Origin of the sequence: Anatilimnocola aquadivae (assembly GCF_049819085.1) — a bacterium.
GTDB lineage: Bacteria > Planctomycetota > Planctomycetia > Pirellulales > Pirellulaceae > Anatilimnocola.
Map to the genome: position 1 here is coordinate 7509463 of NZ_CP187419.1, position 14319 is coordinate 7523781.

At 59.9% G+C, this 14319-nt stretch carries 12 protein-coding genes; 6 read left to right on the forward strand and 6 right to left on the reverse strand.

Going from position 1 to position 14319, the window contains the following annotated elements; genetic code table 11:
• Positions 1-15 precede the first annotated feature (15 nt).
• The 3 genes from NA78x_RS29770 (at position 16) to NA78x_RS29780 (ending at position 4116) form a co-directional block, all read left to right on the forward strand.
• Positions 16-2238: a hypothetical protein gene (locus NA78x_RS29770; RefSeq protein WP_425616017.1), complete on the forward strand. Its 2223-nt coding sequence runs from the start codon at positions 16-18 to the stop codon at positions 2236-2238.
• Between the two features lie 24 nt (positions 2239-2262).
• Positions 2263-3195, forward strand: a complete 933-nt coding sequence (locus tag NA78x_RS29775; protein ID WP_425616018.1) for an ABC transporter ATP-binding protein — start codon at positions 2263-2265, stop codon at positions 3193-3195.
• Between the two features lie 75 nt (positions 3196-3270).
• Positions 3271-4116, forward strand: coding sequence for a sugar phosphate isomerase/epimerase family protein (locus tag NA78x_RS29780; RefSeq protein ID WP_425616019.1), 846 nt, complete (start codon positions 3271-3273; stop codon positions 4114-4116).
• Between the two features lie 5 nt (positions 4117-4121).
• On the opposite strand, the gene NA78x_RS29785 is transcribed toward NA78x_RS29780, so the two are convergent.
• The 5 genes from NA78x_RS29785 to NA78x_RS29805 form a co-directional block, all read right to left on the reverse strand.
• A complete protein-coding gene (locus tag NA78x_RS29785; RefSeq protein ID WP_425616020.1) occupies positions 4122-5510 on the reverse strand; it encodes a DUF4259 domain-containing protein in 1389 nt (462 codons plus the stop codon).
• Positions 5511-6272: 762 nt separating this feature from the next.
• The gene (locus NA78x_RS29790; RefSeq protein WP_425616021.1) at positions 6273-7316 is read right to left on the reverse strand and encodes a DUF362 domain-containing protein; all 1044 of its coding nucleotides are present in this window, start codon (positions 7314-7316) and stop codon (positions 6273-6275) included.
• Positions 7313-8317: a hypothetical protein gene (locus NA78x_RS29795; protein WP_425616022.1), complete on the reverse strand. Its 1005-nt coding sequence runs from the start codon at positions 8315-8317 to the stop codon at positions 7313-7315. Before NA78x_RS29795 ends, NA78x_RS29790 begins: the two co-directional genes overlap by 4 nt.
• An 84-nt stretch (positions 8318-8401) precedes the next feature.
• A complete protein-coding gene (locus NA78x_RS29800; RefSeq protein WP_425616023.1) occupies positions 8402-8854 on the reverse strand; it encodes a hypothetical protein in 453 nt (150 codons plus the stop codon).
• Complete coding sequence (locus NA78x_RS29805) at positions 8818-9075, reverse strand: hypothetical protein (protein WP_425616024.1); 258 nt, start codon at positions 9073-9075, stop codon at positions 8818-8820. The genes NA78x_RS29800 and NA78x_RS29805 overlap by 37 nt, the downstream gene beginning before the upstream one ends.
• 171 nt (positions 9076-9246) lie before the next feature.
• Here NA78x_RS29805 and NA78x_RS29810 point away from each other — a divergent pair, with 171 nt between their 5' ends.
• Positions 9247-10896 carry a sensor histidine kinase gene (locus NA78x_RS29810; RefSeq protein WP_425616025.1) on the forward strand — a complete coding sequence of 550 codons (1650 nt, stop codon included), beginning with the start codon at positions 9247-9249 and terminating at the stop codon, positions 10894-10896.
• The gene (locus NA78x_RS29815; protein WP_425616026.1) at positions 10862-12259 is read left to right on the forward strand and encodes a sigma-54-dependent transcriptional regulator; all 1398 of its coding nucleotides are present in this window, start codon (positions 10862-10864) and stop codon (positions 12257-12259) included. Before NA78x_RS29810 ends, NA78x_RS29815 begins: the two co-directional genes overlap by 35 nt.
• Before the next feature lie 37 nt (positions 12260-12296).
• Here NA78x_RS29815 and NA78x_RS29820 read toward each other — a convergent pair whose 3' ends face one another.
• Entirely contained in the window at positions 12297-13376 is a 1080-nt protein-coding gene (locus tag NA78x_RS29820; protein WP_425616027.1) for a threonine aldolase family protein, read from the reverse strand.
• 261 nt (positions 13377-13637) lie between these two features.
• On the opposite strand from NA78x_RS29820, the gene NA78x_RS29825 reads away from it, so the two are divergent.
• Positions 13638-14180: an RNA polymerase sigma factor gene (locus NA78x_RS29825; protein WP_425616028.1), complete on the forward strand. Its 543-nt coding sequence runs from the start codon at positions 13638-13640 to the stop codon at positions 14178-14180.
• Positions 14181-14319: the final 139 nt, after the last annotated feature.

A 14319-nucleotide genomic window follows, 5' to 3' on the forward strand; every position in this document is an offset into this window, starting at 1 on the left:
CGTTATTCTGGCAGCATGCTTTGGCCCCCACATCTTCGTCGCAGCTGGTCTCTGGTTCTCGCCTGTTGCTGCGCGTGGCTCTCCCTCTCAGCGATCGCTTTCGCTGATGACCGCCTGACGATCCAAACGGTGATTGCCGGCTTTGACGATGTCTACAAAGCGGGTTTTTGGACTCCATTTCTGCTCGAACTCAAAGCGGGCCCGCAAGGAGCGCAAGGTCGGCTCGATCTCCTTTCGGAAGACGGCGACGGTGTACCCGTCATTTATCCCGCCGATGAGTCGGGCGTGATCGACCTGCCCGCTAATGCCACGAAAACTGTTCGCCTGTACGCCAAGGCTGGGCCACAGCGGAGTGAGTGGCATCTGCAGCTGCGTACGCCCGACGAAGATCGCGTCCTCTGGTCGGAGCGACTGAATGTCTCGCCGCCCCAAAAGGCCACGCGCGAACTGCTCGTGGTCATCGGCCCCGATGCGAATGTCGCCACCGCTGCCAGTCTGATGAAGCGACCCGAAGAGGTCTCGATGATTGTCGCGACGGTGAAGGATGCCAAGCATCTGCCCGATCGTGTCTCGGGCTACGAAGGCGTCGAACGAATTCTGATCACCGCGAGTGCGAAGGGAATCGTCAGCGAGCTCTCGGCCGAGCAATTTGCCGTACTGAAAAAATGGGTGCTGCTCGGCGGCAAGCTCACGCTCTCCATGGGCAGCCAAGCCAAAGAGTTTCTCGATCCGGCACATCCGCTCGCGCAGTTCGTGCCCGGCAAGTTCGAGGCGCTCGATGTCCTGCGGGAAACCAGCGGGCTGGCGAACTACACCGGAGCTGAGTTTCCGCAGCGATCCCTGACCGATAGTCGCCGGCCGGCCGTCGTGAAGCTGGCCGACCGCAGTGGCCGCGTGCAACTCGAACAAGGTGGCCAGGCCGGCAATCCGCCGCTGATCATTCGCCAGCCTTATGGCCTGGGACAAGTCACCTTCGTGGCCTTGGAACTCGATCATCCCACGCTCGTGGAATGGAAAGGTCACAGCCGATTTCTCGCTCGCATCTTGCAACTGGGTGGACCAGCGGCCGATAGCCTCGCCGCCCATCGCGGGCACTCGATCACGCACCTCGGCTACGAAGATCTCACCGGGCAATTGCGCGCCGCGCTCGATCAGTTCGCCGGTGTGACCGTGGTCAGCTTTACCGTGGTCGCCGTCGTCGCGATCACGCTGCTGCTGCTCATCGGCCCGGCCGATTATTTTCTGATTACCTATCTGCAACTTCCCCGCACGATCACCTGGGTGACGTTTCCCCTGGTCTGTTTGGCCTTCTGCCTGGGAACCTGGTATCTCGGCCAGTTGGCCCACGGCACCAAGACTCGCGTCAATCAGCTGGAACTTGTCGATATCGACATACAGGAAGGTGTCGTCCGCGGCACCCTCTGGTCGCATCTCTACTCGCCAGAACCACGTAGCGCACAACTATCACTGCGCGTGGTGGGCCGGGGAGAGACTTGGCAAGAGGTTGAAAGTGTTGCTGATTGGCAGGGCTTGCCCGGCAGCGGCCTCGGCGGCTTAGCTTCGCCGCAAGTGGCCCTGGATGCTTCTACGCCCTACTTGATCTCGCCGCCGGGCCGCGTGTCGGTCATCTCGGGCTTGCCGATTCGCGCCGCCAGTTCGAAAGCCCTTTCGGCTCGCTGGTGGGGAACGACCAGCCTGGCTGAAGAGGCTCCCTCGCTGCGCTACAACACCTACGGCCATCTCGACGGCGAGTTGTCCAATCCGCTGCCGTTTGAACTGACCGATTGCTTGCTGGCCAGTGGCGAATGGCTCTACCGGATTCAAGAACCATTAAAGCCGGGCCAAAAGATGCAGCTAAGCTCACTGACGGCGCTCAATTTGGAATCGCGGCTAACGCGACGGCAGGTGATCGATACGAAAGACATCTCGACGCCGTGGAGCCCGACCGATACCGACCTGACGCGGATCATGCACATGCTGATGCTGCACGATGCGGTTCGCGGGCCAAAGTACACGGGCATGAGCCATCGCTATCAGGCGCACCTCGACCTGAGCGACCATGTGCGCAACGGCCGCGCGGTGCTGATGGGCCGAGTAGAATCGCCTACCGCCTCGCTGCCCGTCGAAGGGGTCTCTCCCGAGCAACTGCAGGCCACCACTGGCACCTGGTATCGCCTGGTCTTCCCCGTCAAAACCCGCGACGCTACCACTGAGACTGTTTCCGTTTCCTCGCCGTGACCACGTTCGCCTTGCTGAAGCGCCATGATTAAGACTGTCGGCCTCACCAAAAAATATGACGAGTCGTATGCGATTCAGGATATCAACCTGGATCTGCAAGCCGGCGACCTGTTCGGCTTCATCGGTCCCAACGGCGCAGGCAAAACGACGACGATGAAAATCCTCGCCACGCTGCTGCAGCCTTCGTCCGGCGAAGCCTACGTGTGCGATCACTCGATCTATCGCGAGCCCCGCGAGATCCGCCGCCTCGTCGGCTACATGCCCGACTTCTTCGGCGTTTACGACGATATGAAGGTGATCGAGTATCTCGAGTTCTTCGCGGCCGCGTATCGCATCAGCGGAGATAAACGCCGGCAAGTCTGCAACGAAAAGCTGGAACTGGTCGATCTCGATTTCAAACGCGACGCCTTCGCCAGTACTCTTTCGCGTGGTCAAACACAACGCCTCGGTCTCGCCCGCGTGTTGTTGCACGAGCCGCAAGTGCTGCTGCTCGATGAACCGCTGAGTGGTCTCGATCCGCGAGCACGGATCGAGATGCGAGCCGTGCTGCGTCGCCTAGGCGAGCAAGGCAAAACGATCATGGTCAGCAGTCACATTCTGCCCGAGCTGGCCGATATGTGTAACAAGGTTGGCATCATCGACCGCGGCGTGATGGGTTTTAATGGCACCGTCGCCGAGGTGATCAAAAAGGTCCGCCCGCGAGTCGTGCTGCACATTGAAGTGGCCGGCGATCAACAGGCCGCAGCGAATAAGCTGCGCGAGAATCGTCTGGTCGAGAGCGCCGAAGTCTCCCCCCAACGGCTCACCGTTACCCTGCGAGAAGGGATCGAAGAGTACGCCGAACTCTCCACGCTCTTGATCTCCGGCGGCTTTCCCCTCAAGCTATTCCGCGAGGAAGAGGTCAATCTCGAATCGGCCTTCATGCTCCTCACCAAGGGCCTGGGTGTGCGCACCTAGCCTCGCCGCAAATACATCCTCTCCTCGTTCTGCATTCTGCCTTCTCAATTCTGCATTCCAACAAGGGGTTTCGCGATGGAAGTCTGGCCGCTCGGAGTTTTCACTAGTGTCGACGCCGGACTCGGTGTGAAGTTGGAGGTCGCCCGCGACCTGGGTGTGCCCACGATTCAAATTCACGCGCCGCACGAAGCAACCCGCACCCAGGCGGCCGCCGATGCCTTCTTAAAGAAGATCGCCGACTACAACATTCGCCTCACCTGCGTCTTTTGCGGCTTCGAAGGGGAAAGCTACGCCGACATTCCCACCGTCGCCAAGACCGTCGGCCTGGTTCCGCCCGAAACGCGTGCGGCCCGCACCAAGGAAACGAAAGAGATCGCCGACTTCGCCAAGCTGCTGGGCTGCAGCACCGTCGGCATGCACATCGGCTTTGTGCCCCACGACAAGAACGACCCGCTGTACAAAGAAATCGTTGCCACGGCCCGCGAGCTTTGCGACTACTGCGATCGCAACGGCCAGCAGATCAATCTCGAAACCGGGCAAGAATCGGCCGCAGGTCTGTTGCAGTTCATTGGCGACGTGCAGCGCGACAATCTCTACATCAACTTCGATCCGGCGAACATGATTCTGTACGGCAACGGCGAACCGATCGAGGCGCTGGGCCAGGTTGGCAAGTTCGTCCGCAGCGTGCATTGCAAAGACGGCAAGTGGGCGAAGAACCCCGGCCAGGAATGGGGCCAGGAAGTGGCCCTCGGCCAGGGCGATGTCGGTATGGAGAACTACCTCCGCAAGTTGCTCGAAATTGGCTATCGCGGCCCGCTGACGATTGAGCGTGAGATTCCCCAAGACCCCGAGCGCCAAAAGGCCGAAATCGGCGGCGCGCTCGACCTGCTCAGCGGGCTGAAGAAGAAGATTCTCGGCTAACGCCGTCATACATAGATAGTGCTGCGACCCGCTGCGGCAATCGCTTTCTTCCCCTTCGCCGTGATTTTGGTCTTCAGGGCGAAGACCGTTGCCTCCGGGGGAAACAGGAGCAGCGTGGGAACATCGTCGTCGGTCAGTGGCAGCTGGTTGCAGCGAATGAAGGTCAGCTTCTTGAGGCCAGTTAGCTTGCGCAGCCCCTGGCCTGTGACCTTTGTTCCGTCGAGGCTGATGCTATCCAGTTGCTGCCACCCCGCGATCGCCGCGCAGGCCTCATCGTCAACGGCCGTTTCGTCGAGCGACAGATGCTGCAAAGTGGACAGGGATTTCAGCAACTTAACTCCAGCCGTCGTGAGGCGTGTGCCGCCGAGGTTCAGATGGGTGAGAGCTGGAAATTTGGCGAGCTCGCGCAGGCTGATATCGGTGATTTGAGTGCCGGTCAGATGAAGCAGCGTCAAGGCCTTGCAGTTCAGCAGTTGCCTAACGCCGATGTCCGTAACCGCAGTCTGTCCCAGGTGAAGCTCGGCGAGCTTCGCCATGCGGGCAATCTGCCACAGTACGGCATCGCCGATTCGAGTCTGCTTCAGATTCAAGCTTGTTATTTTGGTTAGCCGTTCGAAGACACCTGCGCAAGCATCGGTCAGCGGCATTTCACTCAGTTCGAGCGATTCCAGGCCTGACATAGCGGCCAGCGGTTGCAGCCCCGCATCGGTGATGCGGTACCGGCAGAGAGTGACGTCCTCGAGCATTGGCAGTTGCTCAAAGTGCACCATGTCCGCGTCGTTGAGCGGCGAGCGATCTGATTTTGCGCCGCGGCCGACGCAAACATTGTGGGCGGATTTGCCGGGCTGAGTCACGACAAAGACGCGCTTCTTCTTGAGCGCGGCAACTGCGGCACGGGGGCTCGATGGAGCCCCTGGCTTGGCCTTCGCCGCCACCTGTGGCTTGGCTTTCGCAGCAAGCTGTGGCTTGGCTTTTGCTTTGGTCGGCTGGGCGGGTTTTGCCAGGCGACTGAGCAGACCGCTGATGCCTCGCTTCCAGGCGGGCAACTCGCCTGCTTCTTCCCAAAGCTCCTGCAGTTCGGAGTCTTTCAGAATACGCTCGGTCGCCTGCACACAGAGCTTCACGGTTTTCGCGTTCGGCGAGTAGCCGGAAGTGCCCAACCACTCCTTTACCTCGGCTGGTAAGTCGGCGTGGCGATGCCCGCGCGCCGCAGCCACGACTTCAGCCGCCGCCAGCGCAGCGGACGCCTCATCAGCTTCCAGTCCTCCGCGCTTTGCTTTGACTGCGAGCAACAGAAGCTTGTCGATTGCACTCGACTGGCCGGATTCGACCAATTCGTCGATCCAATCGCTGGCCTGGTCGTTCTCAAAAACCCCTTCGCCCCATGCACCCATCGAAACAGCTCCCGTGGTTATTAGGTGGGGCTATTAAGCCGGTTCTCACCGGCCGCGTCAAGTTCTTGGCTGAATCCGCCTGCAGCGAGGTGGCTTGTCGGATTTGCTGGGGGCCATTCGCGCGACATTGCCAGGGGAAATGTGATCATTAAATATTATGATATAATTCAACACTTGGTTGACAATAAATCACCACGCGGCGATAATATCTAGGGGTTCTCCTGCGGTGTGCTTGTTGTTGCGCGGGCAGCGAATGTGCCGCTGGGTGACGTCGTTCTTGCTGGCGTTTCTGGCTAGGCAGGGCTGTATGCGAAGTAGCAACCTGTCCAAAGAACCCGTCGGTTGTTGGACAAAAGGGGGCATCAAACTAGCTCGCCAACACCCGACGCTGGCGTAAAACGGATGAATACAACGACAATAGTGGTTGTGGATATTTAGGGTAAGTGGTGATCATGTGGTGGATAGTCATGACTCAACTAGGGATGAAATGTTGCTCTAGCGAGGCACAGAACTACGAAGATTGTGAGCTGCTCAAGTGCCAAAATGGCAGGCTTAACTGGTTATCAAACGGTTATCAAGAACACGGGCAATAACCGGTTATCAGTCGACAGAAGTGGTAGTGGCGACTTGGTTTAGAGGGGCATTTCAGATGCAAAAAGCGCGCAAAAAAGTTATCAAACTCGGGGTGTTCAGGGGCTGTTCAAGGGTACGGCAGACAACGCAATACAAGGGAAGATTGATGACCCCAAAGTTGACGTCGGACTAACTCACCAGCACGCCGCGATGGCGAACGAGCGAGCGAAGGTGAGGCTTGTCGAGCATCTGGAAGGATGACTTGAGTGGCTCCCAGCCTTCACCTCGTTGCTCGATGAGGCGCTGCTCGAGGGGGCCGAGTCGGTTGGCGGCGAGTGCCAGATAGGGAACTTGCTGCGGACTGACATCCATCAGGCGGCACAGGGTGGCATCGACGGCGGCGGGGTTGGTTCCGACGACTACGAGCCCCATGTGCTTCTTGGTGCCCATGATGGGCCCGTCCCCTTCCATGCAGTCGATGCCATCGACGATGGCAATGGTCTGGGGGAGGGAGGCATTGATGTCGAAGACCGTTTCGGGGATGCCGTTGTGATGGAGGACGTTTTTGGGCCAGCCATACTTGATGCCGGGGATGACGCCGTAGAGGTTCTTCATGGCCGCGGTGACGCCGACCCAGTGATGGGTCTTCATCTTCGGCAGCGAGACGACCAGGTCGGCTTCGGCCACGCTGCGCGGGAAAAAGAAGCCCGGTAGTTTGCTCGCGCGGCCGCGGTTCGGCGTCCAGACAACCTCTTCATAGTTCAAATCGCGAAAGCTGAGTTGCAACGAATCGAGTGCATCGGCGACGCCCGATTCGACGAGAGCCATCTCGGTATCGCGCACATGGCCGGGCCCTTCACCAACCGTGACAAGGCCACCCCAACTGCGAAAGACTTCGGCGGCCGCCAGGATCATGGCGGGATGCGTTGTCATGTGCGGAGCATCGCGCGAAGGCTCGACCAGGTTGGGCTTGAGGAGGATCCGTTTACCTTGAATCTCGGCGGGCACCAGTCCGCAGTCGACCAGGCCGTCGCGAATGGTCTGCACGAGCGGCCCGTCGTACTTCTGGTTCTTGGCGATGAACACGCTGGCCCGGCCGAGTGTCAGTTCGCGAATTGTCCGCGCGAGCACGATGCCAGCTGCGGCCAGACCACCGCCGACGAGCAACGTCCGGCGATTGACGTTCGGCAGTTGAAGGCGCGGAGTGTTCGAGAAGGGTTCGGGCTTGGTCATGAGTTTGGAGGAGATGGGGGGGAAGACAGACCAGAAGATCTGTCGCCACGGAGGAGCGGTGATTGGGGACCAAGGGCGGCCAGCGCGAGGAGGGCGAACTTGTGGGGAGACTGATCGTGCTGTTTCACGCGCTCGTAGGCACTGGCGAGCAGCGCTTCGGCTTGAGGAACTTCGCGGCCGTGGGCATACAGGCCATGCAAGGCCCAGCTAAGCGAGGTCGCGGTGCTGCGCGTGTTGAGCGACCACTGCAGCCAGGTGAGCGAGCGTTCCAAGCGACCACTCGGGTCACTCTCGCCCGCGAGGGCCAGCATGGCGATGCCCGTAGGCTGCACGTGCGGCCGCAGTGTTTGGCCGAGCACGATGGTGTTGCCGTAGTTGCAGCCACCATCGGGCAACTGGCGATCGATAAGCAAGCGGACCGCTTCCGCGGCTCGCGCGTTGGTCCGCTGGCCAGCCGCGCGATAGGCGAGCAACGCAAAGGCGGTGGGCTCCAGCCAGCTATGGGTTCCTTCAACCCACGGCCAACCATCCAGTTGCGTATTGTGCCCCATCTCGGGACTACGTTCGAGCTTTTCGCCGTGCATGGCCGAGAGCCACTTCATTGCGAGGTCGATCCGCTCGCGATGCTTGACTGCATCGAACTGTTGCCAGGCGATGATGGCCAGACTCGTCGGCCAGGCTGGTGTCGCTTCAGCTTGGCGCACGCCGACCGAGCCATCGGTCTGCTGCGCCCGCGCGAGATAGTCGAGCACCGGCTGGGCTGCATCCCATTGACCATGACCGAGCAAGGCCAAAGCGGCAATCACGCTCGGTTCCGTCGCCGCGACCTGCCCGGGCAAATAGCCACAGGCTGGCGCTTTCGCCAGTTCTTCGAGCACGGATTGCAGCCACTCAGCCATCGCTGGATTTTCCAGCGTCAGCAGCAAATCCCCAAGAGCAGTTCTGGGGAATTCGTCCACCGTAGTCATCTTGCTCCACAAGATGGCGTTTATCGTAGGCATCTTGCTCCGCAAGATGAAAATGCCATCTCGGCGGAGCGAGATGACTACCGAGAAGAGGCGACCTCGCCGGAGCGAGGTGATCACTCAGATGACAGGCTTCGGTCGTCCTTGGCCGCGATAGATCTTCATCCCGTGTTGCCGGGCGTAGATCTCGCGGCGAGTGCGCCCTTGGGGAGCATTGGCCCAAGTTCCCGTCAGTTCTTCGAAGTCGAAGACTTGCGGGGCAAAGCGGGCAATGTCCTTCCAGTAGTTCTTGTTGTCGGTCTGGATGACGAACAGGCCGCCGGGGACGAGGGCCTTTTGGACCAGGGTAAGAAACTCCAGGGTGATGAGGCGGTCGTCGATGTGCCCCCGCTTCTCGTAAGGCTGCGGGTGATACAGGTGGATCTCGGCGACGCTAGCAGCGGGCACGTACTCTTCGAGCAGTTCATACGCTCCGATGACCGCAAGCCGGGCATTGTGCAGGCCACGATGATTGCAGCGGCGAGTAGCGTAGCGAATCACCAGCGGCAGGATGTCGACGCCCAAGTGATCCATCTTCGGTCGTTCCAGGCTGCTCGAGCAATCAGGAAGCGGCCGTTGCCACACCCCAGGTCGAGCACGACCGGCGCGGTGCGGCCAAACATGGTGGCCCAATCGATGGGGGGCGGTGGCATCTTCTTAATGGCGGTCTTGGCCCAAGCTTCCTGGGGCAAGATGCGGCCCGGAATGGGCACGCCGAAATCGTCGTCGTTGCTGGACTCTGTTGGATTCGTCACGGTGGGTGGCTGCTGGCAATGATGGGGTTGAAAAGCTGGCAGCGCGCATCGCCGCTAAAGCTCGCTAAACCTTGTACTTCGAGCGAACATCGAACTTGTCGATTTTCGGCTCCTCGTGTTAGACTCCGCGAGTCTCATCGTACCAAACATGACCGAACAAGGAGGTTCGTCGTGCACTGGCGCTGGTCGATTCAAACGAAGCTGCTGCTGTGCGTGGCCTTGCTCCTGGCAATGGTCGTGGTGCTGGCCGTCAGTGGCTTTCAGGGTGCGTATTCTTACCGTACCCTCGTGCGCACGATGAGCCTGCGCGCTAGCGAACTGCCCGTGGCGGGCGAACTGGCCCAAAGCTTGGGCGATATGCGAGTTACTCTCAGCCGGGCCCGATCGATCAACTATATCTTGGTGCAACGCGACGGGACCGAAGTCGACGCGGTAATGTTGCAGCACGAGTTTCGCACGGAGTTCCTCGCCGTCGAAGACACGCTCCATCGTTATGCCAAGCAATTGAGCAACGATTTTGATACCGATCCGCGCCTGGGCGATCGCAGCAAAGAACGCGAGATTCTCGCGACTCTGGAGAAAAAGCTGGAAGACCTGGCCAAATCGAAAGACGATCCGGACTGGGTCGTCGATCCGGTTCGCATCTCGTCTGTCGCTACCAGCGTGGATGAAATGTACGAGCTGGCCGGCATCTTGCCCGCGCAGTTGCATCATCGCATGCGACAGTTCGGGGGCGACGTCAAAGACGAGTATCGGACCTGGATCATTACCTCGTGGATCATGTTCTTTCTGGCCATCGGCATGATGGTTGTCCTGCTGGCCATGTTCTACGTCTGGGTGGTCGCGCCGCTGCATGTGCTGCTGGCCGGATCGCGGCGCATCGCCAAGGCCGACGACTTCGATCACCGCATCTTCTTGCGCACGCATGACGAGTTCTCAGAACTGGCCGGCGCGCTGAATGATATGACGAGCCGCTTTCAAGAAATTCGCCGTGACTTGGATGACCAGGTGCGGCAACGAACGCAGGAAGTGGTGCGCAGCGAACAGATGGCCAGCGTGGGCTTTCTCGCCGCCGGAGTCGCGCACGAGATCAACAATCCGCTCGCGGCCATTGCAATGGCCGCTGAATCGCTCGAGTCGCGCGTCGAGGACATCATCGTCGCCAATGGTGACAAGCCGACCGAAGAACAGAGCGGCGAGATTATCGTTCTCAGCAAGTACCTGCGGCGCATTCAGGACGAAGCGTTCCGCTGCAAAGGAATCACCGATCAGTTGCTCGATTTCTCACGTCGCGGCCCAGCCGAGAAGGACGATACCGATCTGGTCGAGTTGGCCGAAGGTGTAATCGACATGGTGCGGCACCTGGGCAATTACAAGCAAAAGAATGTCGAGCTGCTTCAGAGCGGGCCAGTGCGCTCCCGCGTGAATGGTCAAGAAATCAAGCAGGTCCTGCTGAACCTGATCACCAATGGCCTCGACAGCCTCGATAACGGCGGCACGGTGAAAGTGGAACTGCGCCGCAGTGGGCAATGGGCCGAAGTGCTCGTCAGCGACAATGGCTGCGGCATGAGTCCCGAAGTATTGAAACACCTGTTCGAGCCGTTCTTTACTCGCCGGCGCGATGGTCAGGGGACCGGTCTCGGTCTCTCGATTACCTATCGCATCGTCAGCGAGCATGGCGGCACGATTGAAGTCTTTAGTGATGGTCCGGGAAAGGGCTCGCGAATGCGCGTGCTGTTCCCCTTGTCGGTAGATGCAAAGGCAACGCATGAAAGAGTCAATCAAAATGGAATCGGCCAAAGGCGATACGCGGTCGCCTAGCCGTTTGAAGATCCTGTTTGCCGACGACGAACTGTCGCTGCAGGAACTGATGAGCATCGAGTTACCCCGCATGGGACACGAAGTGACCGTCTGCCCGGACGGTTTCACGGCTGTCGCTGCGCTCGAACTCAACTCGTACGACTGCATCATTGTCGATCTCGATATGCCCGGCATGAGCGGCATTCAAGTCATCGGCAAGTGCAAAGAGCTATCGCCCGATACCGACGCTGTCGTGCTGACCGGCAAGGCTTCGTTCGAGACGGCCCGCGATGCTTTGCGCCATGGTGCGTTCGACTATCTGACCAAGCCCTGCAAGCTCATCGACTTGAAGGGCCTGCTGCAGCGCGTTTCGACGAAGCGCGAACTGGTCAACAAGTACAAGGCGATGAAGCACCAGCTGGAGCGGGTGCAGGGGAAGACCGAACTGGTCGGCGATAGTCCGTCGATGGCTCGCGTCAAAAAACTGATCGAGAAAGTGGCTCCCACGAGCAGCACCGTGCTGATTCTCGGCGAAACAGGCACCGGCAAGGAACTCGTCGCCCGGGCTGTGCATCAACATAGCCTGCGCCGCGATAACCCTTTCGTTGCCGTCAACTGCGGAGCACTGCCCGAGGCGCTCATCGAGAGCGAACTCTTCGGCCATCGCAAGGGCGCGTTCACCGGTGCCGACGAACATCGCACCGGCCTGTTTGAAGTGGCCCATGGTGGCTCGATCTTCCTGGACGAAATCGGCGAGTTGCCGAAGTCGATGCAAGCGAAATTGCTACGCGTGCTGGAGAGCGGCGAGATTCGCCGCGTCGGCGACAACACGGCCTTTGTGGTCGACGTCCGCGTGATCTGCGCGACGCATCGTCAGTTGCCAGACATGGTCGAGAGTGGCGACTTCCGCGAAGACTTGATGTACCGCATCAACACCTTCGAGATTCACATTCCGTCGCTCCGCGAGCGAATCGACGACGTGCCGGAAATTGCCGGCCATTTGTTCCGCCGCTTTCGACCCGGCCTCAAAGCCAACGATGAGCTCTTTACGCCGGAAGCCATCGACGTGCTGCAAAAGCATTCATGGCCCGGCAACGTGCGCGAGCTGGCCAACGTCATCGAGCATGCCACGATTCTCTGCGATCACCCGCCCATTTCGCCCGAGCATCTGCCGCAGCGATTTGCCGGTTCTCGTCGAGGCGGGCCACCACCCAAGCTGAAGCTTGTTTCGCCGATCTCGCTCCGTGAGCTCGAAAACCACGCGATTCTCGAAGCGCTCGATCGGCATCAAGGGAACAAGCCAGCAGCTGCCGACGAACTGGGCATCAGCTTGAAGACGCTCTACAACAAGCTGAGTGCCACGCAACTCGACAAAGCCGGTTGAAGGACCGAGTAGGTGTGTGGGCCAGCAACCAAGTGCGCTAGTAAGCGGCTTCTAACTCACGCGCCGAGCTATTCCCTTTGGCGAGTTCGCCGGCAACTTGCTTGATGATCTTCGCTGCCTGACGACACTGGGCTTCGGTGACGTCCAGGTGCGTGACGAGGCGAACTTGCGTGTGGCTGATTGCCAGCGACAGCACGCCCAGCTGCTTCAGTTCGGCCGAGAACTGCGCGGACGAACCCAACTTGGGATCGACGGCAAAGATGATGATGTTGGTGTCGACGTCCTTCGGCGAGAGCGAAATTCCTTCGGTCTGGCGAATGGCTTCGGCGATCAACTGTGCATTGGCGTGATCTTCGACGAGGCGGGCGCGGTGGTGTTCTAAACCATAAAGCGCGCCGGCGGCGATAATGCCGCACTGACGCATGGCCCCGCCAAACAGCTTGCGATGGCGACGAGCTTCCTGAATCATCTCCTTGGGACCGGCAAGCGCGGAACCAACGGGCGCGCCGAGACCTTTGCTGAAGCAGACGCTCACGGTGTCGAAGTGGCGGCTCCATTGCTCGGCCGAGATGCCGGTCGCAGCCACCGCGTTGAAGAGCCGCGCGCCGTCGAGGTGCGTCTTGAGGCCACTCTCATGCGCCCAGGTGCAAATCTCTTCGACATGGTCGTAAGGCTGAACCTTACCGGCTCCACGATTGTGTGTGTTCTCGAGACAGACGAGCCGGGTGCGAACGAGGTGGTCGTTGAAGGGGCGAATCAGGCCCTTGAGTTGGTCGACCGATAGCACGCCGGCAGGGCCTTCGACCGTGCGGGCCACGACGCCGCTTAGCTGGGCGAATGCGCCTTGCTCGTAGTTGTAAATGTGGCAGCCGGCTTCGCAAATGAACTCGTCCCCCGGTTTGCAATGAATCCGGACGCCTACCTGGTTCGTCATAGTCCCAGAGGGCATGAAGATGGCTGCCTCCTTGCCCAAGATCTCGGCGGTGCGGCGTTCCAGGCGGTCGCAGGTGGGATCGATGTCGATCACGTCGTCTCCCACGTCGCAAGCAGCGATCGCCGCCCGCATCGAGGCCGTGGGCTTGGTGACGGTGTCGCTCCGCAGGTCAATCACGTTCATAACGGTTCCGCTAGGGTCGAGGTGGGCCAAACTTGAAGCCGTGGGATACAAAGGCAGTGGGATCCACATAATGTAACGCAGCGATGTAACACCGGGCCACTTGCCGCGTTAATCTTTCGGCGGCGGGGAATCAACGGAATTGCGAAGTAGCTGGATTCGCCAGAGTTCAGTCGTCCGCGGGGCCTGAATTCTGGCGACTTCAGCTACAAACCTCATCCGGCAAACTTCCGGTGAAACACCGACTGCCACAGGGACACAGCGATGCAAGCAGACGCGCGGCGAGCATGGGTGTTGGCGACTCTGGAGCGGCACGAGGGCGAATTGGTGCGCTATGCCCAGCGTTTTGTCGGCGATTTACACGCCGCTCGAGACGTGGTGCAGCATGCCTTTTTGCGATTGTGCGATCAGGATCCGGCAGAGTTGCGGGGACGTGAAGCAGCCTGGCTGTATCGCGTTTGTCGCAACCGGGCACTCGATTGGCTCCGGCAGGCAGGGCGACTGCAAGCCATGGACGAAAGCGACGAGCTTTCGCTGCAACGCACCACCGCCGATGCTGCCGACCCGGCGGAACTCGCCGAGCGGGGAGAATTGAGCGACGTGCTCCGGTCGCTCGTCGACCGCTTGCCAATCTTGTATCGCGAACCTCTGCAGCTGTGGTCGCAAGGCTGGACCTATCGCGAAATTGCCGAAGTCGTGGAGCGAACCGAAGGCAATGTGCGCGTGCTAGTTCACCGTGCGGTCAAAACGCTGAAAGAACATCCGCAGGTCGCTGCCTGGACAACGGAGCCAGCGGCCTCCAAGTAGCCCGACGCCTATCCATTCCCTCCTCCCTCTCCTCGGTACTCCGGGGAGAGGGTTGGGGTGAGGGGGCTGATCCTCGAATACGTCTGGCTAGCCCGATTGACCAACTTCCCAATTAATACATTCCCTCTTGAAGGGGCTA

Bases quoted from the DNA above. Each gene is read 5' to 3' on its own strand.
- NA78x_RS29780 (WP_425616019.1), top strand. From the start codon at position 3,271: ATGGAAGTCTGGCCGCTCGGAGTTTTCACTAGTGTCGACGCCGGACTC.
- NA78x_RS29800 (WP_425616023.1), bottom strand. From the start codon at position 8,854: ATGGATCACTTGGGCGTCGACATCCTGCCGCTGGTGATTCGCTACGCT.
- NA78x_RS29770 (WP_425616017.1), top strand. From the start codon at position 16: ATGCTTTGGCCCCCACATCTTCGTCGCAGCTGGTCTCTGGTTCTCGCC.
- NA78x_RS29820 (WP_425616027.1), bottom strand. From the start codon at position 13,376: ATGAACGTGATTGACCTGCGGAGCGACACCGTCACCAAGCCCACGGCC.
- NA78x_RS29825 (WP_425616028.1), top strand. From the start codon at position 13,638: ATGCAAGCAGACGCGCGGCGAGCATGGGTGTTGGCGACTCTGGAGCGG.
- NA78x_RS29815 (WP_425616026.1), top strand. From the start codon at position 10,862: ATGGAATCGGCCAAAGGCGATACGCGGTCGCCTAGCCGTTTGAAGATC.
- NA78x_RS29795 (WP_425616022.1), bottom strand. From the start codon at position 8,317: ATGCCTACGATAAACGCCATCTTGTGGAGCAAGATGACTACGGTGGAC.
- NA78x_RS29775 (WP_425616018.1), top strand. From the start codon at position 2,263: ATGATTAAGACTGTCGGCCTCACCAAAAAATATGACGAGTCGTATGCG.
- NA78x_RS29790 (WP_425616021.1), bottom strand. From the start codon at position 7,316: ATGACCAAGCCCGAACCCTTCTCGAACACTCCGCGCCTTCAACTGCCG.
- NA78x_RS29785 (WP_425616020.1), bottom strand. From the start codon at position 5,510: ATGGGTGCATGGGGCGAAGGGGTTTTTGAGAACGACCAGGCCAGCGAT.